Source organism: Hydrogenophaga crocea, assembly GCF_011388215.1.
In the GTDB taxonomy this organism is placed as follows: Bacteria; Pseudomonadota; Gammaproteobacteria; order Burkholderiales; family Burkholderiaceae_C; genus Hydrogenophaga; species Hydrogenophaga crocea.
On record NZ_CP049989.1, the window covers coordinates 3,888,968 to 3,909,941 of the forward strand.

General features: G+C 71.4%; 25 protein-coding genes. 17 read left to right on the forward strand and 8 right to left on the reverse strand.

Features of this window, described 5'->3' with window-relative positions:
• Positions 1-52: 52 nt before the first annotated feature.
• The 4 genes from G9Q37_RS18440 to radA form a co-directional block, all read right to left on the reverse strand.
• Positions 53-259 (reverse strand): zinc-finger domain-containing protein, encoded by a 207-nt coding sequence (locus G9Q37_RS18440; RefSeq protein WP_166229548.1) that lies wholly within the window; start codon positions 257-259, stop codon positions 53-55.
• A 2-nt stretch (positions 260-261) separates the two neighbouring features.
• Positions 262-1,200 carry a branched-chain amino acid transaminase gene (locus G9Q37_RS18445; RefSeq protein WP_166229550.1) on the reverse strand — a complete coding sequence of 313 codons (939 nt, stop codon included), beginning with the start codon at positions 1,198-1,200 and terminating at the stop codon, positions 262-264.
• 61 nt (positions 1,201-1,261) lie between these two features.
• Positions 1,262-1,675 (reverse strand): glycerate kinase, encoded by a 414-nt coding sequence (locus G9Q37_RS18450; protein ID WP_166229552.1) that lies wholly within the window; start codon positions 1,673-1,675, stop codon positions 1,262-1,264.
• Positions 1,676-1,708: 33 nt separating this feature from the next.
• Positions 1,709-3,088, reverse strand: coding sequence for a DNA repair protein RadA (gene radA, locus G9Q37_RS18455; protein ID WP_166229554.1), 1,380 nt, complete (start codon positions 3,086-3,088; stop codon positions 1,709-1,711).
• A gap of 42 nt (positions 3,089-3,130) precedes the next feature.
• On the opposite strand from radA, the gene G9Q37_RS18460 reads away from it, so the two are divergent.
• On the forward strand, positions 3,131-4,261 hold the full coding sequence (locus G9Q37_RS18460) for a coiled-coil domain-containing protein (RefSeq protein ID WP_166229556.1): 1,131 nt from the start codon (positions 3,131-3,133) through the stop codon (positions 4,259-4,261).
• Here the strand turns inward: G9Q37_RS18460 and G9Q37_RS18465 are convergent.
• On the reverse strand, positions 4,245-5,294 hold the full coding sequence (locus G9Q37_RS18465) for an NAD(P)H-dependent flavin oxidoreductase (RefSeq protein WP_166229557.1): 1,050 nt from the start codon (positions 5,292-5,294) through the stop codon (positions 4,245-4,247). The two genes, G9Q37_RS18460 and G9Q37_RS18465, sit on opposite strands and share 17 nt — an antisense overlap.
• Before the next feature lie 100 nt (positions 5,295-5,394).
• Between G9Q37_RS18465 and hpaR the strand changes: the two genes are divergently transcribed.
• From hpaR to G9Q37_RS18530, 13 genes are all read left to right on the forward strand, one after another.
• A complete protein-coding gene (hpaR, locus tag G9Q37_RS18470; RefSeq protein WP_166229559.1) occupies positions 5,395-5,880 on the forward strand; it encodes a homoprotocatechuate degradation operon regulator HpaR in 486 nt (161 codons plus the stop codon).
• On the forward strand, positions 5,877-6,521 hold the full coding sequence (locus G9Q37_RS18475) for a fumarylacetoacetate hydrolase family protein (protein WP_166229561.1): 645 nt from the start codon (positions 5,877-5,879) through the stop codon (positions 6,519-6,521). The genes hpaR and G9Q37_RS18475 overlap by 4 nt, the downstream gene beginning before the upstream one ends.
• Positions 6,518-7,285: a fumarylacetoacetate hydrolase family protein gene (locus G9Q37_RS18480; RefSeq protein WP_166229563.1), complete on the forward strand. Its 768-nt coding sequence runs from the start codon at positions 6,518-6,520 to the stop codon at positions 7,283-7,285. Before G9Q37_RS18475 ends, G9Q37_RS18480 begins: the two co-directional genes overlap by 4 nt.
• Positions 7,282-8,751: a 5-carboxymethyl-2-hydroxymuconate semialdehyde dehydrogenase gene (gene hpaE, locus G9Q37_RS18485; protein ID WP_166229565.1), complete on the forward strand. Its 1,470-nt coding sequence runs from the start codon at positions 7,282-7,284 to the stop codon at positions 8,749-8,751. Before G9Q37_RS18480 ends, hpaE begins: the two co-directional genes overlap by 4 nt.
• Before the next feature lie 20 nt (positions 8,752-8,771).
• On the forward strand, positions 8,772-9,695 hold the full coding sequence (hpaD, locus tag G9Q37_RS18490) for a 3,4-dihydroxyphenylacetate 2,3-dioxygenase (protein WP_166229567.1): 924 nt from the start codon (positions 8,772-8,774) through the stop codon (positions 9,693-9,695).
• Between the two features lie 12 nt (positions 9,696-9,707).
• Positions 9,708-10,160 carry a 5-carboxymethyl-2-hydroxymuconate isomerase gene (locus tag G9Q37_RS18495; protein ID WP_166229568.1) on the forward strand — a complete coding sequence of 151 codons (453 nt, stop codon included), beginning with the start codon at positions 9,708-9,710 and terminating at the stop codon, positions 10,158-10,160.
• 1 nt (position 10,161) lies between these two features.
• On the forward strand, positions 10,162-10,986 hold the full coding sequence (gene hpaH, locus G9Q37_RS18500) for a 2-oxo-hept-4-ene-1,7-dioate hydratase (protein WP_166229570.1): 825 nt from the start codon (positions 10,162-10,164) through the stop codon (positions 10,984-10,986).
• Positions 10,987-11,002: 16 nt separating this feature from the next.
• The gene (locus tag G9Q37_RS18505) at positions 11,003-11,830 is read left to right on the forward strand and encodes an aldolase/citrate lyase family protein (protein WP_166229572.1); all 828 of its coding nucleotides are present in this window, start codon (positions 11,003-11,005) and stop codon (positions 11,828-11,830) included.
• Between the two features lie 22 nt (positions 11,831-11,852).
• Entirely contained in the window at positions 11,853-12,647 is a 795-nt protein-coding gene (locus G9Q37_RS18510; protein ID WP_166229574.1) for a class II aldolase/adducin family protein, read from the forward strand.
• The gene (locus G9Q37_RS18515) at positions 12,644-13,657 is read left to right on the forward strand and encodes a 2-dehydropantoate 2-reductase (RefSeq protein ID WP_166229576.1); all 1,014 of its coding nucleotides are present in this window, start codon (positions 12,644-12,646) and stop codon (positions 13,655-13,657) included. Before G9Q37_RS18510 ends, G9Q37_RS18515 begins: the two co-directional genes overlap by 4 nt.
• 41 nt (positions 13,658-13,698) lie before the next feature.
• A complete protein-coding gene (locus tag G9Q37_RS18520; protein ID WP_166229578.1) occupies positions 13,699-14,517 on the forward strand; it encodes a helix-turn-helix transcriptional regulator in 819 nt (272 codons plus the stop codon).
• Positions 14,518-14,603: 86 nt separating this feature from the next.
• A complete protein-coding gene (locus G9Q37_RS18525) occupies positions 14,604-15,689 on the forward strand; it encodes an aromatic ring-hydroxylating oxygenase subunit alpha (protein ID WP_166229580.1) in 1,086 nt (361 codons plus the stop codon).
• A 40-nt stretch (positions 15,690-15,729) separates the two neighbouring features.
• Positions 15,730-16,734, forward strand: a complete 1,005-nt coding sequence (locus tag G9Q37_RS18530; protein WP_166229582.1) for a TRAP transporter substrate-binding protein — start codon at positions 15,730-15,732, stop codon at positions 16,732-16,734.
• Between the two features lie 3 nt (positions 16,735-16,737).
• On the opposite strand, the gene G9Q37_RS18535 is transcribed toward G9Q37_RS18530, so the two are convergent.
• From G9Q37_RS18535 to G9Q37_RS18545, 3 genes are read right to left on the reverse strand one after another with little or no spacing between them, the layout of a single operon-like run.
• Positions 16,738-17,358 carry a MarC family protein gene (locus tag G9Q37_RS18535; RefSeq protein ID WP_166229584.1) on the reverse strand — a complete coding sequence of 207 codons (621 nt, stop codon included), beginning with the start codon at positions 17,356-17,358 and terminating at the stop codon, positions 16,738-16,740.
• Positions 17,359-17,395: 37 nt separating this feature from the next.
• A complete protein-coding gene (locus G9Q37_RS18540) occupies positions 17,396-17,866 on the reverse strand; it encodes a MaoC family dehydratase (protein ID WP_166229586.1) in 471 nt (156 codons plus the stop codon).
• Positions 17,866-18,615, reverse strand: coding sequence for an SDR family oxidoreductase (locus G9Q37_RS18545; protein WP_166229588.1), 750 nt, complete (start codon positions 18,613-18,615; stop codon positions 17,866-17,868). Before G9Q37_RS18545 ends, G9Q37_RS18540 begins: the two co-directional genes overlap by 1 nt.
• 105 nt (positions 18,616-18,720) lie before the next feature.
• On the opposite strand from G9Q37_RS18545, the gene G9Q37_RS18550 reads away from it, so the two are divergent.
• Genes G9Q37_RS18550 through G9Q37_RS18560 form a run of 3 tightly spaced genes read left to right on the forward strand, consistent with a single transcriptional unit; the run spans position 18,721 to position 20,959 of the window.
• The gene (locus G9Q37_RS18550) at positions 18,721-19,320 is read left to right on the forward strand and encodes a 2-hydroxychromene-2-carboxylate isomerase (protein WP_166229590.1); all 600 of its coding nucleotides are present in this window, start codon (positions 18,721-18,723) and stop codon (positions 19,318-19,320) included.
• Positions 19,321-19,361: 41 nt separating this feature from the next.
• Positions 19,362-20,048: a dienelactone hydrolase family protein gene (locus tag G9Q37_RS18555; RefSeq protein WP_166229592.1), complete on the forward strand. Its 687-nt coding sequence runs from the start codon at positions 19,362-19,364 to the stop codon at positions 20,046-20,048.
• Positions 20,049-20,050: 2 nt separating this feature from the next.
• The gene (locus G9Q37_RS18560) at positions 20,051-20,959 is read left to right on the forward strand and encodes an amidohydrolase family protein (protein ID WP_166229594.1); all 909 of its coding nucleotides are present in this window, start codon (positions 20,051-20,053) and stop codon (positions 20,957-20,959) included.
• Positions 20,960-20,974: the final 15 nt, after the last annotated feature.

The following is a 20,974-nucleotide window of genomic DNA, read 5'->3' on the forward strand; positions in this document are numbered from 1 at the left end:
TGTCCTCTCTGTGCGGTGTCGTGTGCCCGTCACCGCCCACCTGCCGGTATGTTCAATGGCCTTGGGCGACGTGCTCGCCCGCGGCGAGCCGGTAGACCGTGCCGCAGTACGGGCACTTGGCCTCGCCGGTCTTGGCCACGTCCAGGTAGACCTTGGGGTGGCTGTTCCAGAGCTTCATTTCGGCCAGCGGGCTGGGGCAGAAGACCCCGCCGTGCTGGTTGAGGTCGCTGGCCTTGAGTTCGACGACTGCCTTGCTCATGTTCAGACCTTGGTGAGCCAGTGCGCGTACTTCGGGTTGCGGCCGTTCACGATGTCGAAGAACGCGGACTGGATCTTCTCGGTGATGGGGCCGCGGCTGCCGGCGCCGATCTCGATGCGGTCGAGTTCGCGGATCGGGGTGACCTCGGCCGCGGTGCCGGTGAAGAAGGCCTCGTCGGCGATGTAGACCTCGTCGCGCGTGATGCGCTTCTGCACGATCTCCAGGCCCAGGTCCTTGGCGATATGGAACACGGTGTTGCGCGTGATGCCGTTGAGCGCGCCGGCCGAGAGGTCGGGCGTGTAGATCACGCCGTTCTTGATGACGAACAGGTTCTCGCCCGCGCCTTCGCTCACGAAGCCGGCGGTGTCGAGCAGCAGGGCCTCGTCGTAGCCCTCGTCCGTGGCTTCCATGTTGGCCAGGATGCTGTTGGTGTAGTTGCTCACCGCCTTGGCCTGCGTCATGGTGATGTTGACGTGGTGGCGGGTGTAGCTGCTGGTTTTCACGCGGATGCCGCGCTTCAAGCCCTCGTCGCCCAGGTAGGCGCCCCAGGCCCAGGCCGCGACCATCAGGTGGATGGTGTTGCCCTTGGGGCTCACGCCGAGCTTCTTGTCGCCGATCCAGGTGAGCGGGCGGATGTAGCAGCTCTCGAGCTTGTTCTCGCGCACCACCTGCTTCTGTGCCTCGTTCACCTGCTCGGGGGTGAAGGGAATCTTCATGCGCAGGATCTTGGCGCTGTTGAACAGGCGCTCGGTGTGTTCCTGCAGGCGGAAGATGGCCGTGCCGTTGACCGTGTTGTAGGCCCGCACGCCCTCGAAGGCGCCGCAGCCGTAGTGCAGCGTGTGGGTCAGCACGTGGATCTTGGCGTCGCGCCAGTCCACCAGCTGGCCGTCCATCCAGATCTTGCCGTCACGGTCGGACATCGAGGGCGGGGTCGGGCTCATGGGAATCCTTGGGGTGTGGGGGTATTCGGGACAACCGGCGATTTTACGGCCGCGTGCGGGCTCATTCGTTGCCCGATGTGTCGGCCTCGGGGCGCTTGAAGCCCCAGTCGGTGAGCTTGCCGTGGGTGAAGCGGGCCAGCACGCTGGCGCCGCCCGGGTCGGTCCAGCGGTAGACCTCGGGCTGCTCGTCGGCCGGCGAGGTGAGTTCGCCCAGCGCGCGCGTGAGGCCGATCACCGCGACCAGCGGCATGCCGGCGTGCAGCTTGGCGTTGAGCATCACGGCGCTGTCCACGTGGCCGATGGGGCGCTGGGCAGCGCGCCGCATCACGGTCATGAGGCGGGTGAAATGCAGCAGCAGCCACATCATCAGGCCGCCGGCCACGGCGGCCACGCCGGCCCAGCCGAATTCGGTGTAGCCCCAGTACAGCAGGGCGGCGGCCACCAGGGCCAGGGCGATCTTGATCAGGAATCTCATGGGGGGCGATTGTCGCGGAGGGGGCAGAAGCGGTCAGTCCAGGTCGCGCAGCGCGGCCAGCGCCTCCTCGATGCGCTCCACCGCCACGATCTTCAGTCCCTCGAAGGCGCGCGCGCCGCCCTTGGGCGCGTTGGCCTTGGGCACGATGGCCACCGAGAACCCGAGCTTGGCCGCTTCCTTGAGCCGTTCCTGGCCGCGCGGCGCGGGCCGCACCTCGCCCGCCAGGCCGACCTCGCCGAAGGCGATGAAGCCCTTGGGCAGGGCCCGGCCGCGCAGGCTGCTGGTGATGGCCAGCATCACCGCCAGGTCGGCCGCGGGCTCGCTGATGCGCACGCCGCCCACCGCGTTGACGAACACGTCCTGGTCCATGCAGGCCACGCCCGCGTGGCGGTGCAGCACGGCCAGCAGCATGGCCAGGCGGTCGCGCTCCAGGCCCACGCTCAGGCGGCGCGGGCTCGGGCCGCCGCTGTCCACCAGGGCCTGCAGCTCCACCAGCAGCGGGCGCGTGCCTTCGAGCGTCACCATCACGCAGCTGCCCGGCACCGGTTGGGCGTGCTGCGACAGGAAGATGGCGCTGGGGTTGCTCACGCCCTTCAGGCCCTTGTCGGTCATGGCGAACACGCCGATCTCGTTGACCGCGCCGAAGCGGTTCTTGATGGCGCGCACCAGCCGGAAGCTGCTGTGCGTGTCGCCCTCGAAGTACAGCACCGTGTCCACCATGTGTTCGAGCACGCGCGGGCCCGCGAGCGCGCCCTCCTTGGTCACGTGGCCCACGAGCACGATGGCCGTGCCCGAGGCCTTGGCCGCGCGCGTGAGGTGGGCCGCGCACTCGCGCACCTGGGCCACCGAGCCCGGCGCGCTGGTGAGCTGCTCGGAGTACACGGTCTGGATCGAATCGATCACCGCGATCGCGGGCTTGACCGCGTCCAGCGTGGCCAGGATCTTCTCGAGCTGGATCTCGGCCAGCACCTGCACCTGCGAGCCCTCGATGCCGAGCCGGCGCGCGCGCAGCGCCACCTGGGCGCCGCTTTCTTCGCCGGTGACGTAGAGCGTGCCCTGCCCGGCGCGCTGCAGGCTGTCCAGCGCCTGCAGCAGCAGGGTCGACTTGCCGATGCCCGGGTCGCCGCCGATCAGCACCACGCCGCCCTCGACGATGCCGCCGCCCAGCACGCGGTCGAGCTCTTCGTGGCCGGTGGGCGTGCGCTGCACGTCGCGCGCCTCGATGCTGGCCAGCGGCATCACCTCGGCGGTCTTGGCCAGCGCCGCAAAACGGTTCTTGGGCGCCGCGCCGCCGCCCTCGGCCACCGACTCGGTGAGCGTGTTCCAGGCGCCGCAGGCCGGGCACTTGCCCAGCCAGCGCGGGCTGGTGCCGCCGCATTCGTTGCACACGTAGATCGTCTTGTCTTTGGCCATGGCGGGTCGCTGAGTCGGGTGGGCAATATAGTCGAGCGCCCCGTGACCGCCCGCCCTCCCACCTCCACCCCGGCCCCCCTGCCCACCGCGCTGCCGCCCGGCGAGCCGCCGCTGTCGCCGGCCGCGCGCGCGCACCGCCTGCAGCGCCAGCGGCTGGACACCCTGCGCGCGCAACTGGCCGAACTCGACGCGCTCGAGCAGTCCGCGCGCCAGGAGCACATGGCCTGGGTGGCGCCGCTGCAGGCCCGCCAGGTGCAACTGCAGAAGGCGCTGGTGCAGGCCCTCGACGCCGCTCTCGACGCCGCACTCGACGCCGACGCGTTGCAGCGCCCCCTCAGCCCCGCCCAGCGCGCCACCGCGCGCGAGCGCCTGTGTGCCCTGGCCCAGGCCCTGGCCGAAGACGGCCACGCCGACATGGCCGCCCTGCACGACCGCCACAGCCCGCAGACCCTGGCGCAGAAGCGGCAGGCCCGCGCCGAGGCCCTGCGCGCGCAGTTCGAGGCCGCGCTCGGCGCGCCCATCGAGGGTCTGGACGGGGCCTCACCCGAGGCCGTGCTGCGCGCGGGCTGGCAGCGGCTGCAGGCGGCCGACGAGGCACGCCGCCAGGCCCGGCAGGACAAGCGCGAGAAACGCGAGCAGCGCCAGCAGCGCAGGAAGACCGACACGGCCCCGGGCGCGCCCGGCCTGCCGCCGCCCGATCCCGCGGCCGATGCCGACCGCCTGTTGCGCCAGGTGTTCCGCCAGCTCGCGAGTGCCCTGCACCCCGACCGCGAGAGCGACCCGGCGCGCCGCGCCCACAAGACCGCGCTCATGGCCGAGGCCAACACCGCCTACGCGCGGCGCGACCTGATGGCGCTGATGGACCTGCAGCAGCGCGCCGCGCTGGCCGACAGCGGGCCGGCCGCGGCCCCGTCCGACGAGCGCCTGGCCGCGCTCACCCTGCTGCTCAAGCAGCAGGTGGCCGCCCTGGAGCGCGAACGCGCCGCGCGCCAGGCCGCGCTCGGCCAACTGTTCGAGCTGCCCGCGGGCGTGAGCGCCAACGCCAACACCCTGCGCCAGGCGCGGCTCGACGCGGTGCAGCGGCTCGACGCGGCGATCGCCGCGCTCGAACACGCGCTCGAGCAGACCGGCGACGCCGCGCGCCTGAAGCGCTGGCTCAAAGACCCGGGCTGAAGCCCTCGGCCAGGGCCGCGGTGATCGCCGCCGCGGACGCGCTGAGGCAGCCGCTGGCGTTCTGCCCCGACCACAGCGGCGTGAAGTCGCCGCGGCCTTGCGCCTCCCAGTGCGCGCGCAGCGGCGCGATGGCCGCGGTGGCCAGCGGGAAGGCCGGCGCGGCCGGGTTCAGGGCGCCGAGCTCACGCATCGCGCGGTTGACGATGCCGCGCGCGGGCCGGCCGGTGAACAGCGTGGTGAGCTGCGTATGCCGGGCGGCTTCGCTCTGCAGCGCCGCGCGGTGCAGCGCGCTGGTGGTGGCCTCGTCGCTGCACAGGTAGGCCGTGCCCACCTGCACGCCATCGGCGCCCAGGGCCATGGCCGCGCGCACGCCCGCCGCGTCGGCAATGCCGCCGGCCGCGATCACCGGCACGCGCACGGCGGCCTTCACCTGCGGCAGCAGCGCGAAGGTGCCGCTCTGGCGCGTGAGGTCGTCGCTCAGGAAATGGCCGCGGTGGCCGCCGGCCTCCAGGCCCTGGGCGATCACCGCGTCGGCGCCGTTCGCTTCGAGCCAGCGCGCCTCGTCCACCGTGGTGGCCGAGGCCAGCACCACCGCGCCCCAGGCCTTCACGCGCGCCAGCAGCTCGGGCGCGGGCAGGCCGAAGTGGAAGCTCACCACGCGTGGGCGGAAGGCCTCGAGCACTTCGGCCGCGGCGGCGCCGAAGGGCAGGCGGCCGGGGCCCGCGGCGATGGTCGCCGGGTCGAGCCCGATCTCGGCGTGGTAGGGCGCGAGCGCGGCGCGCCACGCGGCCTCGCGCGCCGCGTCGGGCGTGGGCGGCGCGTGGCAGAAGAAGTTCACGTTGTGGGGCAGGCCGCTGGCCGCGAGCCGCTGCAGCTCCTGCCGCATCGCCTCGGGCGCGAGCATGGCGCAGGGCAGCGAGCCCAGCGCGCCCGCGCGGCCCGCGGCGAGCGCGAGCGCCGCGCCCTGCACGCCGGCCATGGGCGCCTGGATCAAGGGGAGGGCCGTGCCCAGCAGGTCGGTGAGTCGGTTCATGCGCGGATTGTGGAGCGCATGGGGCGCTCCGGGTAAACACCCATGCGGCCCAGGGTCGGGGACGTTGCCGTTTTATTTAACTTGTTAAATAATGCGGCCCATGTCGGCCCCGCCCACCCACGCGTTCACGCACCGCAACCTGCCGCGCCTGCTGCTGCAGGCGCGCGAGGCCGTGATGCAGCACACCCGCCCGAGCCTGCGCGAGCACGGCCTGAGCGACCAGCAATGGCGCGTGCTGCGCGTGTTGGGCGAGCACGCGCGCGACCCCGCGGGCATCGAGACCGGCCGCATCGCGCGCGAAGCCTTCCTGCTCGGCCCCAGCCTCACCGGTGTGCTCGCGCGCATGGAGCGCGACGGCCTGATCGCGCGCGAGCGCTGCAGCCAGGACGCGCGGCGCACCGTGGTGCGCGCCACGCCCGCGGGCCTCAAGCTCGTGCGCAAGCTCTCGGCCACCATCGAGGCGCACTACCAATGGCTCGAGCAGCGCCTGACCAAGGCGCGGCTGGCCGAGCTCTACGACCTGCTCGACGAGGTCATCGCCCTCGAGGGCGGTGTCGACGAGCCCCTGAACGAGGAAAACGAATGAGTTGGACCCCCGGCGGCACCGTGTACGGCACGCTGCTCAACTTCCAGCGCGAATGGGCGCTGTGGCGGCCGCGCATGGACGACAAGCCCTACCTCGCGCCGCCGAAAGCGCCCGTGCTCTATGTGAAAACGGCCAACACCTTCACGCCGCACGGCGGGCGCATTGCGCTGCCCGCGGGCGAGGCGGTGGAGGTCGCGGCCAGCCTGGGCCTGGTGATGGGCGCGCACGGCGCGCCCACGCACGCGGTGCTGGTGAACGACGTGAGCGTGGCGCACGACAGCTACTACCGCCCCGCGATCCGTTTCCGCAACCGCGACGGCTTCCTCGGCCTGGGCGCCGAGCCCACGCCGATCGAGGCCCTGGGCGGCATCGAAGGCCTGGCCGGCCTCGAGATCGAGCTGCGCATCCACGGCGTGCACAAGCAGACCACCGCGCTCAAGGACCTGGTGCGCGGCGTGCCGCAGCTGCTGCTCGACGTGGCGGAATTCATGTCGCTGCAGCCCGGCGACCTGCTGCTCGTGGGCAGCGAGGCGCTGGCCGACGGCACGCGTCCGCGCGTGGTGGCGGGCGACGCGGTGGAGATCAGCGCGCCCGGCCTCAAGCCCGCGGTGCAGGTGTTTGAAGAAGAGGTGCTGTCTTGAAACGCGCACGCATCGCCTGGGCCGGCGCGGTCCACGACGCCATCGAGCGCGATGGCCAGCTCGAACTGCTCACGCCCGCCTTCAAGGGCCGGCGCCTCTCGTTCGACGAGGTGGTGTGGCTGCCGCCGCTCGCGCCGGTGGCGCGCGCGCGCACCGTGCTCGCGCTGGGCCTGAACTACGCCGACCACGCCAAGGAACTGGCCTTCAAGCCGCCCACCGAGCCGCTGGCCTTCGCCAAGGGCGAGGCCTCGCTGATCGGTCACCGCGCCTTCACCGTGCGGCCCGCGGGCGTGCAGTTCATGCACTACGAGTGCGAGCTCGCGGTGGTGATCGGCCGCACCGCCAGGCGCGTGCGCCGCAGCGACGCGCCCGACTTCATCGCGGGCTACACCGTGGCCAACGACTACGCGATCCGCGACTACCTCGAGAACTGGTACCGCCCCAACCTGCGCGTGAAGAACCGCGACACCTGCACGCCCCTGGGCCCCTGGCTGGTCGACGCGGCCGACGTGCCCGACCCGATGAACCTCGCGCTGAGCACCACCGTGAACGGCCGCGTGACGCAAAGCGGGAACACGCGCGACATGGTGTTCGACGTGGCCACGCTGATCGAGTACTTCACGTCCTTCATGACCCTGCACCCGGGCGACCTGATCCTCACCGGCACGCCCGACGGCGTGGTCGACTGCCAGCCCGGCGACGTCGTGGTCACCGCGATCGAGGGCATCGGCGAACTGCACAACACCATCACCACACCCGCATGACCATCCAGCACCTCATCAACGGCAAAGCCGTGGACAGCGCCGCGCGCTTCGAAACCCTCAACCCCGCCACGCAAGCCGTGCTCGCCGAGGTCGCCGCCGGCGGCGAGGCCGAGGTGAACGCTGCGGTGCAGGCCGCCAAGGACGCCTTCCCCGCCTGGGCCGGCCGGCCCGCCACCGAGCGCGCGGCCATCGTGCGCCGGCTCGGCGAGCTGATTGCCAAACACGTGCCCGAGATCGCGCGCACCGAAACCGACGACACCGGCCAGACCATTTCGCAAACCGGCAAACAGCTGGTGCCGCGCGCGGCCGACAACTTCAGCTACTTCGCCGAGATGTGCGTGCGCGTGGACGGCCACACCTACCCCACGCCCACCCACCTCAACTACACGCTGTTCCACCCGGTGGGCGTGTGCGCGCTCATCAGCCCCTGGAACGTGCCCTTCATGACGGCCACCTGGAAGGTCGCGCCCTGCCTGGCCTTCGGCAACACCGCGGTGCTCAAGATGAGCGAACTCAGCCCGCTCACGGCCGCGCGCCTGGGCGAGCTCGCGCTCGAGGCCGGGGTGCCCGCGGGCGTGCTCAACATCGTGCACGGCTTCGGCAAGGACGCGGGCGAGCCGCTGTGCGCCCACCCCGACGTGCGCGCCATCAGCTTCACCGGCTCCACCGCCACCGGCAACCGCATCGTCAAGACCGCGGGCCTCAAGAAGTTCAGCATGGAGCTGGGCGGCAAGAGCCCCTTCGTCATCTTCGACGACGCCGACCTCGACCGCGCGCTCGACGCCGCGGTGTTCATGATCTTCAGCAACAACGGCGAGCGCTGCACCGCGGGCAGCCGCATCCTGGTGCAGCAGAGCATCTACGCCGACTTCGCGCAGAAGTTCGCCGAGCGCGCGAAGAAGATCGTGGTGGGCGACCCGCAGGACGAAAAAACCATCATCGGCCCCATGATCAGCCCGGCCCACCTGGCCAAGGTGCGCAGCTACATCGAGCTCGGCCCGAAGGAAGGCGCCACGCTGCTGTGTGGCGGACTGGACCGGCCGGGCTATGCGCCCGAGCTGCCCGTGCACGTGCGCCGGGGCAACTACGTGTGGCCCACGGTGTTCGCCGACGTGGACAACCGCATGAAGATCGCGCAGGACGAGATCTTCGGCCCCGTGGCCTGCCTGATCCCGTTCAAGGACGAGGCCCACGCGATCGCGCTCGCCAACGACATCGCCTACGGCCTGTCGAGCTATGTGTGGACCGAGAACATCGGCCGCGCGCACCGCGTGGCCGCGGCGATCGAGGCGGGCATGTGCTTCGTGAACTCGCAGAACGTGCGCGACCTGCGGCAACCTTTTGGCGGCACCAAGGCCTCGGGCACGGGCCGCGAAGGCGGCACCTGGAGCTACGAGGTCTTCCTCGAGCCCAAGAACGTGGCGGTGTCGCTGGGCTCGCACCACATTCCGCACTGGGGCGTCTGACCCCCGCACAGGAGACACCCATGGGCAAGCTCGCACTGGTCGCCAAGATCACCCACGTCCCGTCCATCGTGCTCAGCGAGTTCGATGGCCCGCGCAAGGGCTCGCGGCAAGACGCCATCGACGGCCTCAAGGCCATCGGCCAGCGCTGCCGCGATCTCGGCGTGGACACCCTCGTCGTGTTCGACACGCACTGGCTGGTGAACGCCAGCTACCACCTCAACTGCACGCGCCACTGGGAAGGCCGCTACACCAGCAACGAGCTGCCGCACTTCATCAGCAACATGCCCTACGCCATCCCGGGCAACCCCGAGCTCGGGCACCTGCTGGCGCGCGTGGCCAACCGCATGGGCGTGGACACGCTGGCGCACGAAGGCACCACGCTCGCGCCCGAGTACGGCACCCTGGTGCCCATGCGCTACATGAACCCCGACCAGCACTTCAAGGCGGTGTCGGTGTCGGCGCTGTGCATGGCGCACTACCTCAACGACAGCGCGCGCCTGGGCTGGGCGTTCCGCCGCGCGATCGAAGACGAGTACGACGGCACCGTGGCCCTCCTGGCCAGCGGCTCGCTGAGCCACCGCTTCGCGCAGAACGGCCTCGCGCCCGAATACGCGTTCAAGCTCTGGAGCCCCTTCCTCGAAACCCTGGACCGCGAGGTGGTGCGCCTGTGGCAGGCCGGCGAATGGCAGGCCTTCTGCGAGATGCTGCCCGAGTACGCGGTGAAGGGCCACGGCGAGGGCTTCATGCACGACACCGCCATGATGCTGGGCGCGCTCGGCTGGAGCGAGTACCGCGGCCAGGCCGAGGTGATCACGCCGTACTTCGGCGCCTCGGGCACGGGCCAGATCAACGTGGTGTTCCCGGTCACGCCCGTCACGGGCAGCGCCATTCCGGCCGCCCAGGCCTCGTCGGCCCAGGGCTTCCAGGCCGTCTCGCGGCTGTAGTCGGAGCGCGCCATGCCCCACCTCGTGCTCCTCTACAGCGGCAACCTCGACCGCCCCGCCGCACAGGGCGGCACCGACATGGGCGTGCTGTGCCGCGCGCTCTGCGACGCCCTGCTCACCGTGCGCGACGAACAGGACCGCCAGGTCTTTCCCACCGGCGGCACGCGCGTGCTGGCGTTCCCGGCCGCGCACTGGGCCATCGCCGACGGCGGTGCGGCCGGCGAGGCCGCGGGCCGCGGCGGCGACTACGCCTTCGTGTACCTGAACCTGCGCATGGCCCAGGGCCGCAGCGCCGCGGTGCACCAGCGCACCGGGCAGACCATCGAGGCCGTGGCCAAGGCGCACTTCGCGGCGCACCTGGCCGGGCGCGCCATCGGCATCACCGTGCAGGTGGACGAAGGCCACGAGGTCTTCGACGCCAAGAACAGCTCCATCCACCCCTTGTTCGCCCCGCGCAAGACCTGACATGCTCGACGACGCCACCATCGAACAACTCGCGGCCGAACTCGACCGCTCGGCGCAAACGCGCGAACCGCTGCGCCACTTCTCGCAGCGCTTTCCCACCATGACCATCGACGACGGCTACCGCGTGGGCCGCGCCTGGGTCGCGCTGCAGCGCGGCCGCGGCGATCCGGTGATCGGCCACAAGATCGGCCTCACGAGCCGCGCCATGCAGCTCTCGAGCCAGATCGACGAGCCCGACTTCGGCACGCTGCTGGGCTCGATGAAGCTCGTGGCGCGCGCGGGCGAAGAGCTCGAGATCCCCGTGAGCCGTTTCCTCGCGCCGCGCGTGGAGGTCGAACTCGCCTTCGTGCTCAAGGCCCCGTTGAGCGGCCGCGTGACCGTGGGCGAGGTGCTCGCCGCCACCGAATACGTGACGCCCGCCATCGAGATCATCGACGCTCGCATCGAGCAGTTCGACCGCGACACGAAAAAGCCGCGCAAGGTCTTCGACACCATCAGCGACAACGCGGCCAACGCCGCCATCGTGATCGGCGAGGGCGATGCGCGCTACCGCGTGAACCCGCTCACCACCGACCTGCCCTGGTGCGGCGCGGTGCTGCGCCAGAACGGCGTGGTCGAGGAAACCGGCCTGGCCGCGGGCGTGCAGGGCCACCCGGCCATCGGCATCGCCTGGCTGGCCGAAAAACTCGCCCCCTGGGGCGACCGCCTGCTGCCCGGGCAGATCGTGCTCGCAGGCTCGTTCACCCGCCCCGTGGCCGCCCGGGCCGGCGACCGCTTCGAGGCCGACTACGGCCCGCTCGGCGTGCTGCGTTTCCGATTCGTCTGACCTTCCTTCACCGCCCATGCAGACCCCCGTCAACCCCTTCAAGCAGGCCCTGGCCGCCGGCCAGTCGCAGATCGGCCTGTGGGCCGCGCTTGCCAGCCCCTACAGCACCGAACTCATCGCCGGCACCGGCTTCGACTGGCTGCTCATCGACGGCGAGCACGCCCCCAACGACGTGCGCAGCACGCTCGCGCAGCTGCAGGCCGTGGCCAGCTCACAGAACGCCTTTCGCGACGCGCGCTCGCACCCCGTGGTGCGGGTGCCCGTGGGCACCGGCGAGGTCGGCACCGCGCTCATCAAGCAGTACCTGGACATCGGCGCGCAGACGCTGCTCGTGCCCATGATCGACACCGCCGAGCAGGCCGCGCAGGTGGTGGCCGCCGCGCGCTACGCGCCGCTGGGCGTGCGCGGCATGGGCAGCGCGCTCGCGCGCGCTTCGCGCTGGCAGGCCCATGCGCGCTACGTGCACGAGGCCGACGAGCAGGTGTGCGTGCTGGTGCAGGCCGAGACCGCCACCGCCATGAAACACCTCGACGCGATCGCGGCCACGCCCGGCGTCGACGGCGTGTTCATCGGCCCCGCCGACCTGAGCGCGAGCATGGGCCACCGCGGCAACCCCGGCCATCCCGAGGTGCAGGCCGCCATCGCCGACGGCATCCGCCGCATCCGCGCCGCGGGCAAGGCCCCGGGCATACTGGCCACCACCGAGGCCGGCGCGCGCCAGTGGCTCGAGGCCGGCGCCCTGTTCGTGGCCGTGGGCGCCGACACCATGCTGCTCGCGGCCGGGGCCGCGCAGCTGCTCGGCCAATTCAAGGGCCGCGTGGCCCCCGGACCCAACGGCTATTGAAGCCCACACCAGGAGACGCCCGATGAACGCCGCCCTGCAAACCAGCACCGTGCTGCCGCCCGGCATGCACCCCGACGAGTGGGCCGCGCGCCTGGAGCTTGCGGCCTGCTATCGCGTGTTCGCCATGCTCGGCTGGACCGAGATGATCTACAACCACATCACGCTGCGCCTGCCCGACAGCGTGACGCGGGGCCAGAAGCAATTCCTCATCAACCCCTTCGGCCTGCACTACAGCGAGGTCACCGCGAGCAACCTGGTGAAGATCGACCTCGAGGGCCATGTGCTCGACGGCTCGGCCCACCGCGTGAACCCCGCGGGCTTCGTGGTGCACGCCGCCATCCACGACGGCATCGAGGGCGCGCACTGCGTGATGCACACGCACACCACCGCGGGCGTGTCGGTGGCCTGCCTGAAGGACGGCCTGCAACAGACCAACTTCTACACCGCGCAACTGCACGGCATGGTGGCGTACCACGACTTCGAGGGCATCACCATCCACGCCGACGAAGGCCCGCGCCTGCTGCAGAGCATCGGTGACAGGCCCGCGGTGATCCTGCGCAACCACGGCCTGCTGGCCTGGGGCAGCACGCTGCCGCAGACCTTCGCGATCCTGTGGACCTTGCAGCGCGCCTGCGAAATCCAGCTCGCCACCTTCAGCATGGGCGGGCCGCAGGCCGCGCTGCCCGTGCCCGAGGCGATCGCCGCGAAATGCACGCGCGACGCGCTGCAGTTCAACCCGAACCACGGCGCCGGCCGCGATGTGTTCGACGCCCTGGTGCGCCAGGTCGACCGCATCGACAGCAGCTACCGCTCATGAGCGCCGCCGCCATTCGGAACGTCGCCATCGTCGGCGCCGGCGCCATCGGCGGCTGGCTCGGCACGCGGCTCGGGCTCGCGGGCTGCCAGGTGAGCGCGCTCGCGCGCGGCGAAACGCTCGCCGCGCTGCGCAGCCACGGCCTGCGGCTGCAGCAGGGCGGCGAGCTGCTGCACTGCGCCGTCAACGCCTCGGACCGCGCGGCCGACCTCGGCGTGGCCGACCTGGTCATCGTCGCCGTGAAAGCGCCCGCGCTGCCCGGCATCGCGCCCGCCATCGGCCCGCTGATCGGCCGCCACACCGTGGTGCTCACCGCCATGAACGGCGTGCCCTGGTGGTTCTTCGAAGGCTTCGGCGGGGCGTTGAAAGGCACGCCGCTGCCGGTGGTGGACCCGGGGGGCGCCATGGCCGCCGCCGTGCCCGCGCGCCACCTGCTCGGCGGCGTGGTGCACGCGAGCTGCTCGCTCGACGCGCCCGGCCTGGTGCGCCACCACTTCGGCAACGGCCTCATCGTGGGTGAGCCCTCGGGCGCGCCGAGCGAACGCGCGCAGGCCGTGGTGGCCCTGCTGGCCAGCGCCGGCGTCAACGCCACGCTGTCGGCGCAGATCCAGAAAGACATCTGGTACAAGCTCTGGGGCAACATGACGGTCAACCCCGTGAGCGCGCTCACCGGCGCCACCACCGACCGCATCCTGGGCGATCCGCAGGTGCGCGGGTTCATCAGCGCCGTGATGCTCGAGGCCAAGGCCATCGGCGAGCGCATCGGCATCCCCATCGACCAGCAGCCCGAGGACCGCCACGCGGTCACGCTCAAGCTCGGCGCCTTCAAGACCTCGATGCTGCAGGACGTGGAGGCGCGCCGTCCGGTGGAACTCGACGCGCTGGTGGCCGTGGTGGCCGAGCTGGGCCGCCTCACGGGCGTGCCCACGCCCTTCACCGACGCGCTGTTGGGCCTGGCCCGGCTGCAGGCGCAGACGCTGGGGCTGTATCCGCAGGCGGTGCAGCAGGGTTAGTCCGCTGGTGCGTGCGGCGGCCGGCTTTCGAGAATCAGGCCATGCCCGCCATCTGGTCCTTCGATTCGCCCGCCGACGCGGCGCCCGGCCTGGGCGCGGCCGCGGTGTCGGCCCTGCTCGACTGCGCCAGCGCCCCGCCGAGCGCTGCCCGGTTGCTCGGCGCGGTGCGCGCGGTGGTGCCGGTGGAGTACCTCTCCCTGGTGGGCTTTCGGCGCGACACGCCCGAGCTGGTGGAAGGCAGTTCGCGCCACACCCACGAGCGCGACGTGGTCGCCGAGTGTTTCGCCATCTACCGCCGCAGCTACTGGCGCAGCGACGCGCTGGTGCGCTTGGCCGACCGCGTGGCCCGGCGGCCCGCGCGCGAGGTGGCGGTGCTGCATTGCCGCGCCGACGAACTGCCCGTGGCCGGCTGGCGCAACGAGATCTACCGGCGCGAGCGCCTGACCGACCGCTTCACCCTGCTGCACGCGCCCGCCCCGGGGGCGGTGCAGGCCATCCACCTGTACCGCGACGAGCGTCAGGGGCTGTTCCAGCCCGATGAGATCCAGCGCCTGCTCGGGCTGGCGCCCCTGCTGCGCCAGGCCCATCAGGCATCGCTGGCTGCCGGGGCGGTCGCGGCCGACCGGCAGGCCCAGGTGGCGCAGGCCCGGGACCGGCTGCAGCGCCTGGGGCCCGCGCTGTCGCCGCGCGAGGCCGAGGTGGTGGCCCGCATCGCCTGCGGGCTGGGTGCCGAGGGCATCGCCGCCGAGCTCGACGTGGCGCCGTCGACGGTGGTCACCCTGCGCAAGCGCGCCTACGCCAAGCTGGCGGAAGCCGGGCTGCCGGCCGACCGGCTGCGGCTGGCCCGCTGGCTGGCCTGATCCCCTGTCCATCCCCCCCGAAGGGGACGGGCCGCCCCGGCGCGCGGCCTAGCATGGCCGCCACACCCAAGCCGAGGAGACACCGCATGTGGCTGCGCAATTGCTGGTACGTGATCGCCTGGGACCACGAGATCCCGCCCGCCGACTCGCCGCAACTCTTCACCCGCACCGTGCTCGGCGAACCCGTGCTGGTCTACCGCACGCAGGCCGGTGAGCTCATTGCACTGGAAGACCGCTGCTGCCACCGCCACGCGCCGCTGTCGGTGGGCAAGCGCGAGGGCGACTGCGTGCGCTGCGGCTACCACGGCCTCAAGTTCGACCACCGCGGCCAGTGCGTGGAGGCGCCGGGCATCGAGATCGTGCCCGCCAAGGCGCGCGTGCGGCGCTACCCGCTGGTGCTCAAGAACCGCTGGGTCTTCGTGTGGATGGGCGATCCCGCGCTGGCCGACGACGCGCTGCTGCCCGACAACTTCAGCTGCGATTCGCCCGACTGGCAGCACAAGCCCGGCTACCTGCACTACGACACGCCCTACCTGCTCATTTGCGACAACCTGCTCGACTTTTCGCACCTGAGCTTCGTGCACGAAAAGACCCTGGGCGGCTCCACCCGCATCGCGCAGGCCCGCCCCACCATCGAACCCGTGCCCGGTCCCAACGCCGGCTGGCCGCAGATCGGCATCAAGGTGTCGCGCCACGTGCACGACGTGCCCGCGCCGCCGTTCTACCAGCGCTTCCGCCGCTTCGACACGAACCTTGACCGCTGGTTCGTCTACGACTTCCTGTTGCCCGGCACGCTGCTCATGCACTCGGGCGGGCGGCCCACCGGTACCGGGCCCGACCAGACCGGCCCGTCGGTGCGGCTGCATTCGTGCCAGACGCTCACGCCCGAGACCGCCACCACCACGCACTACTTCTTCCAGCAGTCGCACCCGGTGGGCGAGGGCGATGCCACGGTGACGCAGAGCATCTACGACAGCCTGGTGGCCGCGTTCAACGAAGACCGCGACATGATCACCGCGCAGCACCGCAACCTGCAGCACAACCCCACGCTGCCCATGATGCCGCTGGCCATGGACGCGGCGCTGATCCAGTTCCGCCGCCTGCTCGAGGCCCGCGTGCAGGCCGAGCAGCAGACGCCGAGTCCCTGGCCGCACGCCCCCGTGGCCGCCTGAGCCTTGCCCTTTCCCCCCACGACAACCACGGAGACTTCCCATGAACCGCAAGACCTTCACCCTGGCCACCCTGCTGGCCCTGAGCGGCGCCGCGAGCGCGCAAACGGTGCTCAACGTGTCCACCTGGCTGCCGCCCACGCACGGCGCCAGCATGGCGCAGGTGCAGTGGTGCGAGGCGGTGGAAAAAGAAACCCGCGGCAGTGTGAAGTGCAACCACCTGCCCAAGGCGGTGTCGGCCCCGCCCGGCACCTTCGACGCGGTGCGCGATGGCCTGGCCGACGTGTCCTTCACCGTCGACGGCTACACGCCCGGCCGCTTCGTGTTCACCCAGCTCGCCGAATTCCCGTTCCTGGGCGACAGCTCGACCGCCACCAGCGTGGCCTACCAGCGCATCTACGAGAAGTACTTCGCGCCGCTGGGCGAGCACCGCGGCGTGAAGACGCTGGCGGTGTTCACCCACGGGCCCGGCATCATCTTCACCGTCAAGCAGCCGGTCACCAGCGCGGCCGACGCCGCCAGGCTCAAGTTCCGCATCGGCGGCGGCAACATCAACGAACTCTCCAGGCTCATGGGCTGGAACACCACCCTGAAGCCGGCCACCGATTCGTTCGAGCTGCTGTCCACCGGCGTCATGGACGGCACCTTTTTCCCCGACGAATCGCTGCAGTCCATGAAGCTCTCGATGGTGAAGCACGCCACCACCTTTCCTGGTGGCCTCTACAACACCAGCTTCGTGTTCATGATGAACCCGGCCAGGTACAACGCGCTCAAGCCCGAGGAGCGCGCCGCGATCGACAAGGTGTCGGGCGAGGCCGCCACGCGCCTGTTCGCCGCTGGTTGGGACCGCACCGACGCGGCCTCGCGCGAGATCCAGAAGACCACCGGCGTGCAGCGCCAGATGGCCAGCGAGGCCTTCGTCAACGAGGTCAAGGCCAAGCAGGCTCAGCTCGAGGACAAGTGGGTGGCCGCGGCCGAAGCCCGCGGCCTCAAGAACGCGCGCGCCGTGCTGGCCGAGTTCCGCGCCGAGACGCAGAAGCTCAAGTGAGGCTCAGCCCGCCAGCGCCGGAAAGATCTTGGTAAGCCCCGCGGCCATCACCTCCACCGACAGCGCCGCGAGGATCAGGCCCATGAGCCGGGTCATCACGTTGATGCCGGTCTGGCCGAGGAAGCGCGCGATCGGCTCGGCCAGCGTGAAGCACACCGCGGTGGCCAGCGCGATCACCACGCCATAGCCCACCAGCATGGCGTGCTGGAAGAAGGTGCGCGCCTGGTCGGCGTAGATCACCACGGTGGACATGGTGGCCGGGCCGGTGAGCAGCGGGATGGTGAGCGGCACCACCGCGATGCTGGTGCGCGCCGAGGTTTCGCTCAGGTCCTGGTCGTTCACCTTGGCCTCGGCCGGCCGCGCGTTGAGCATGGACAGCGCCGAGGTCAGCAGCAGCATGCCGCCGCCCACCTGGAAGCTCGCGAGCGAGATCGAGAAGAACTCGAGGATCTGCAGGCCCACCAGCGCGCAGGTGGCGATGACCGCGAACGCGCTGAAGGCCGAGATCATCACCGTGCGCTGGCGCTGCTGGCGGCTGAAGCCCTGCGTGTAGTGGATGAAGAAGGGCACGATCGCCAGCGGGTTGACGATGGCGAGCAGGGTGATGAGGGGCTTGAAGTCCATGGCGGCGGCGGGTGAACGCGCCGCATTGTGCTTCGCTTCAGGCCGGCTGTGCCGGCTGCCTCAGCCGAAACATGCCATAGCCTTCCATGCGCAGCACCGCGTCGCCGTGCTGGTTGAACATCTCCCAGGTGGTGCGCACCAGGCCCACGTCGGGGCGCTTGGCCATCACGCGCTTTTCGGTGATGGTGTGGCGCAGCGAGAGCGTGTCGCCCGGGTAGACCGGCTTGAGCCACTTCAGGCTGTCCAGCCCCGGCGAGCCCAGGCTCGAGGTCTCGTGCAAAAAGTTCGTGACCATGAGCCGCATGGCCATGGCGCAGGTGTGCCAGCCGCTCGCGCAGAGCGCGCCGAACACCGAGTCCTTCGCGGCCTCGGGGTCGAGGTGGAAGGGCTGCGGGTCGAACTGGCTCGCAAAGGCCACGATCTCTTCGGCGGTGGGCGTGATGCTGCCGAGGTCGCGCACCTCGTCGACCGCGAGGTCTTCCCAGAAATACTTGGGGGTCTGCTTCATCACCGGCCTCCGGAGACGTCGATCAGCGCGCCCGTGGTGTAGCTGGCCGCATCCGAGAGCAGCCAGGCGATCAGGCCGGCCACCTCGTCGGCCTTGCCCGCGCGCTGCATGGGGATCATGGGCGCGAGCTCCTTCGGCCGCTCGGGCCGGCCGCCGCTGGCGTGGATCTCGGTCTCGATCAGGCCCGGCCGCACCGCGTTCACGCGCACGCCTTCGGTGGCGAGTTCGCGCGCCAGGCCGATGGTGAAGCTGTCGATCGCGCCCTTGCTCGCCGCGTAGTCCACGTACTCGGTGGCCGAGCCCAGGCGCGCGGCCACGCTCGAGAGGTTCACGATGGAGCCGCCGCTGCCGCCGTGCCTGGTGCTCATGCGCCGCACCGCCTCGCGCGCGCACAGAAAGCTGCCGATCACGTTGATGTCGAACATGCGCTTCCAGCGCGCCACGCTCATTTCGTCGAGCCGGGCGCGCTGGTCGACCACGCCCGCGTTGTTCACCAGACCGGTGAGGCGGCCGAACTTGGCGTCGACCTGCTCGAACATGCGCAGCACCTGCGCCTCGTCGGCCACGTCGGCCTGCACCGCCATGGCCCGCCCGCCCGCGGCGCGGATCGCGCGCACCACCTCGTCGGCCGCGAGCGAGTTCGCGGCGTAGTTGACCGCCACCGCCCAGCCCGCCTGCGCGGCCAGCTGGCAGGTCCGCGCGCCGATGCCGCGCGAGCCGCCCGTGACCAGCAACACCTTGTCCGTCATACCCTGTCTCCTGCAACGTTCACGCGCATGGCGTACAAGATCGCCTGCGCCGCCCACCCCCCTGGCGGGCGTTGCCGATGATTACAACAGCCAACGGAGACCGCCATGCGTCGCCAGGTCGACTACTTCTTCGCCACCATGAGCCCCTGGGCTTACCTGGGCCATGCGCGCTTCGTGCGCCTGGCCGCCAACGCCGGCGCCGAGGTGCGCGTGCGCCCCATGGACCTGGGCAAGATCTTCCCGCTCTCGGGCGGGCTGCCGCTGGCCAAGCGCGCGCCGCAGCGCCAGGCCTACCGGCTGGTGGAGCTGCGCCGCTTCAGCGAATGGCTGCAGCTGCCGCTCAACCTGCAACCGCGGTACTTTCCGGTGGCGGGCGACCCCTCGGCCCGCCTCATCAGCGTGGTGGCCGAGCGCGACGGCAGCGCGGCCGCGCTGCACCTGAGCGGCGCGGTGCTGGCCGCGGTGTGGGCGCACGAGCAGGACATCGCCGACCCGGCCACGCTGGCCGCGCTGCTGCAGCAGACCGGGCTGAGCGCCGAGCGCCTGGCCGAGTCGCAGACCGACGCGGCCCAGGCGCTGGCCGACGCCCACACCCAGGCCGCGATCGACGCCGGCGTGTTCGGTGCGCCGAGCTACGTGATCGAGGGCGAGCTGTTCTGGGGCCAGGACCGGCTCGACTTCGTGGAGCGCCGCTTGCTGGCCTGAGCCCTTTCCCTTTTTCGTTCAACGCACAGGAGCACAAGACCATGGGCAAGACCCTCACCCTCCAGGCCGCCGACGGCCACCGCTTCCCCGCCTACGTGGCCGAGCCCGCGGGCCAGCCCAAAGGCGGCATCGTGGTGCTGCAGGAGATCTTCGGCGTCAACGCGCACATCCGCGCCGTGGCCGACGGCTACGCCGCCGCGGGCTACTTCGTGGTGGCGCCCGCCACCTTCTCGCGCATCGGCAAGGGCGAGGTGGAGCTGGGCTACACCGAGGCCGACATGAAGGAGGGCATGGGCCTGAAGGCCGCTGTCGAGGCGCTGCCCGCACCCGGCGTGATCGCCGACATCCAGGCCGCGGTGGACCACGCGGCCCAGGCCGGCAAGGTCGGCATCGTGGGCTATTGCTGGGGCGGCCTGCTCACCTGGCGCGCGGCCGCGCTGGTCAAGGGCCTGAGCGCCGCGGTGCCGTATTACGGCGGCGGCGTGACCACGCCCGAGGAGGCCGCGCGCCAGCCGCAGGTGCCGGTGCTCGCGCACTTCGGCGAACAGGACCACTGGATCCCGCTCGACACGGTGGCGGCCTTCAAGCAGGCGCAGCCCGCGGTCGAGGTGCAGGTGTACGCGGCCAACCACGGCTTCAACTGCGACCACCGCGGCTCCTACGACAAGACCTCGGCCGATCTCGCTCGCGAGCGCACCCTCGCGTTCTTCGCCAAGCACGTGGGCTGAGCATGAAGCGGGCCGCGCTGGCGCTGCTGCTCGGGCTGGGCGCGATGGGCATGGCCGCGGCGCAGTACCGCGGCCCGCTGTTCGACGCCCACCTGCACTACAACACCGAGGCCTGCCCGCACGAGGCAACGCCCGTGCCGGCCTGCCCGCACCCGCTGGCCGACGTGCTCGATCGCATGCAGCGCAATGGCGTGCGTGCGGTGCTGGCGAACTCGCGGCCCAACGACGGCACGCTCGCGCTGGCCAAGGCGCAGGACGCCACGCGCGCGGCCGGCGTCACGGTGGTGCCCTTCGTGCGGCTCTACCGCAACCGCGACGACTACAACAACTGGTTCCGCGACCCGAGCATCGTGGCGATGGTGAACACCGAGCTCGCGCGCGGCACACCGGCCGGCCCCTACCGCGGCCTGGGTGAGTTCCACCTCTACGACAGCGCCAACGCCGACGGCCCGGTGGCCCGGGAGCTCATGGCGCTGGCCGATGAAAAAGGCCTCGCGGTGCTGGCGCACGTGGACGACGTGGCGGTGGAAAAGCTCATGGCGCACACGCCGTCGAAGGGCCGCCAGCTGCGCCTGATCTGGGCCCACACGGGCATCGGCGGCACGTCGGCGGCGCGGGTGGACGCGCTGTTCGCGCGCTTTCCCGGCCTGCACGGCGAGCTCTCGTACCGCCCGGGGCTGACCTGCGGCGAGGGCACGCTGTGCCCCGAGTGGCGCGCGCTGCTGCTCAAGTACCCCGACCGCTTCCTGATCGGCTCGGACACCTGGGTGAACCAGCGCTGGCAGGCCTACGACGGCCTGATGCAGGGCTACCGCGCCTGGCTGGGCACGCTGCCGCCCGAGGTGGCGAAGAAGATCGCCTGGGACAACGGCGCAGCGCTTTTCGGCCTGCCCGAGCCCGCGCCGCGCTGAGCCCGGGCCGCCCGG

Coding starts and splice junctions, on each gene's coding strand:
- G9Q37_RS18440 (WP_166229548.1), bottom strand. CDS start 259: ATGAGCAAGGCAGTCGTCGAACTCAAGGCCAGCGACCTCAACCAGCAC.
- G9Q37_RS18445 (WP_166229550.1), bottom strand. CDS start 1,200: ATGAGCCCGACCCCGCCCTCGATGTCCGACCGTGACGGCAAGATCTGG.
- G9Q37_RS18450 (WP_166229552.1), bottom strand. CDS start 1,675: ATGAGATTCCTGATCAAGATCGCCCTGGCCCTGGTGGCCGCCGCCCTG.
- radA (WP_166229554.1), bottom strand. CDS start 3,088: ATGGCCAAAGACAAGACGATCTACGTGTGCAACGAATGCGGCGGCACC.
- G9Q37_RS18465 (WP_166229557.1), bottom strand. CDS start 5,294: ATGAACCGACTCACCGACCTGCTGGGCACGGCCCTCCCCTTGATCCAG.
- hpaR (WP_166229559.1), top strand. CDS start 5,395: ATGTCGGCCCCGCCCACCCACGCGTTCACGCACCGCAACCTGCCGCGC.
- G9Q37_RS18475 (WP_166229561.1), top strand. CDS start 5,877: ATGAGTTGGACCCCCGGCGGCACCGTGTACGGCACGCTGCTCAACTTC.
- hpaE (WP_166229565.1), top strand. CDS start 7,282: ATGACCATCCAGCACCTCATCAACGGCAAAGCCGTGGACAGCGCCGCG.
- hpaD (WP_166229567.1), top strand. CDS start 8,772: ATGGGCAAGCTCGCACTGGTCGCCAAGATCACCCACGTCCCGTCCATC.
- G9Q37_RS18495 (WP_166229568.1), top strand. CDS start 9,708: ATGCCCCACCTCGTGCTCCTCTACAGCGGCAACCTCGACCGCCCCGCC.
- hpaH (WP_166229570.1), top strand. CDS start 10,162: ATGCTCGACGACGCCACCATCGAACAACTCGCGGCCGAACTCGACCGC.
- G9Q37_RS18505 (WP_166229572.1), top strand. CDS start 11,003: ATGCAGACCCCCGTCAACCCCTTCAAGCAGGCCCTGGCCGCCGGCCAG.
- G9Q37_RS18510 (WP_166229574.1), top strand. CDS start 11,853: ATGAACGCCGCCCTGCAAACCAGCACCGTGCTGCCGCCCGGCATGCAC.
- G9Q37_RS18515 (WP_166229576.1), top strand. CDS start 12,644: ATGAGCGCCGCCGCCATTCGGAACGTCGCCATCGTCGGCGCCGGCGCC.
- G9Q37_RS18520 (WP_166229578.1), top strand. CDS start 13,699: ATGCCCGCCATCTGGTCCTTCGATTCGCCCGCCGACGCGGCGCCCGGC.
- G9Q37_RS18525 (WP_166229580.1), top strand. CDS start 14,604: ATGTGGCTGCGCAATTGCTGGTACGTGATCGCCTGGGACCACGAGATC.
- G9Q37_RS18530 (WP_166229582.1), top strand. CDS start 15,730: ATGAACCGCAAGACCTTCACCCTGGCCACCCTGCTGGCCCTGAGCGGC.
- G9Q37_RS18535 (WP_166229584.1), bottom strand. CDS start 17,358: ATGGACTTCAAGCCCCTCATCACCCTGCTCGCCATCGTCAACCCGCTG.
- G9Q37_RS18540 (WP_166229586.1), bottom strand. CDS start 17,866: ATGAAGCAGACCCCCAAGTATTTCTGGGAAGACCTCGCGGTCGACGAG.
- G9Q37_RS18545 (WP_166229588.1), bottom strand. CDS start 18,615: ATGACGGACAAGGTGTTGCTGGTCACGGGCGGCTCGCGCGGCATCGGC.
- G9Q37_RS18550 (WP_166229590.1), top strand. CDS start 18,721: ATGCGTCGCCAGGTCGACTACTTCTTCGCCACCATGAGCCCCTGGGCT.
- G9Q37_RS18555 (WP_166229592.1), top strand. CDS start 19,362: ATGGGCAAGACCCTCACCCTCCAGGCCGCCGACGGCCACCGCTTCCCC.
- G9Q37_RS18560 (WP_166229594.1), top strand. CDS start 20,051: ATGAAGCGGGCCGCGCTGGCGCTGCTGCTCGGGCTGGGCGCGATGGGC.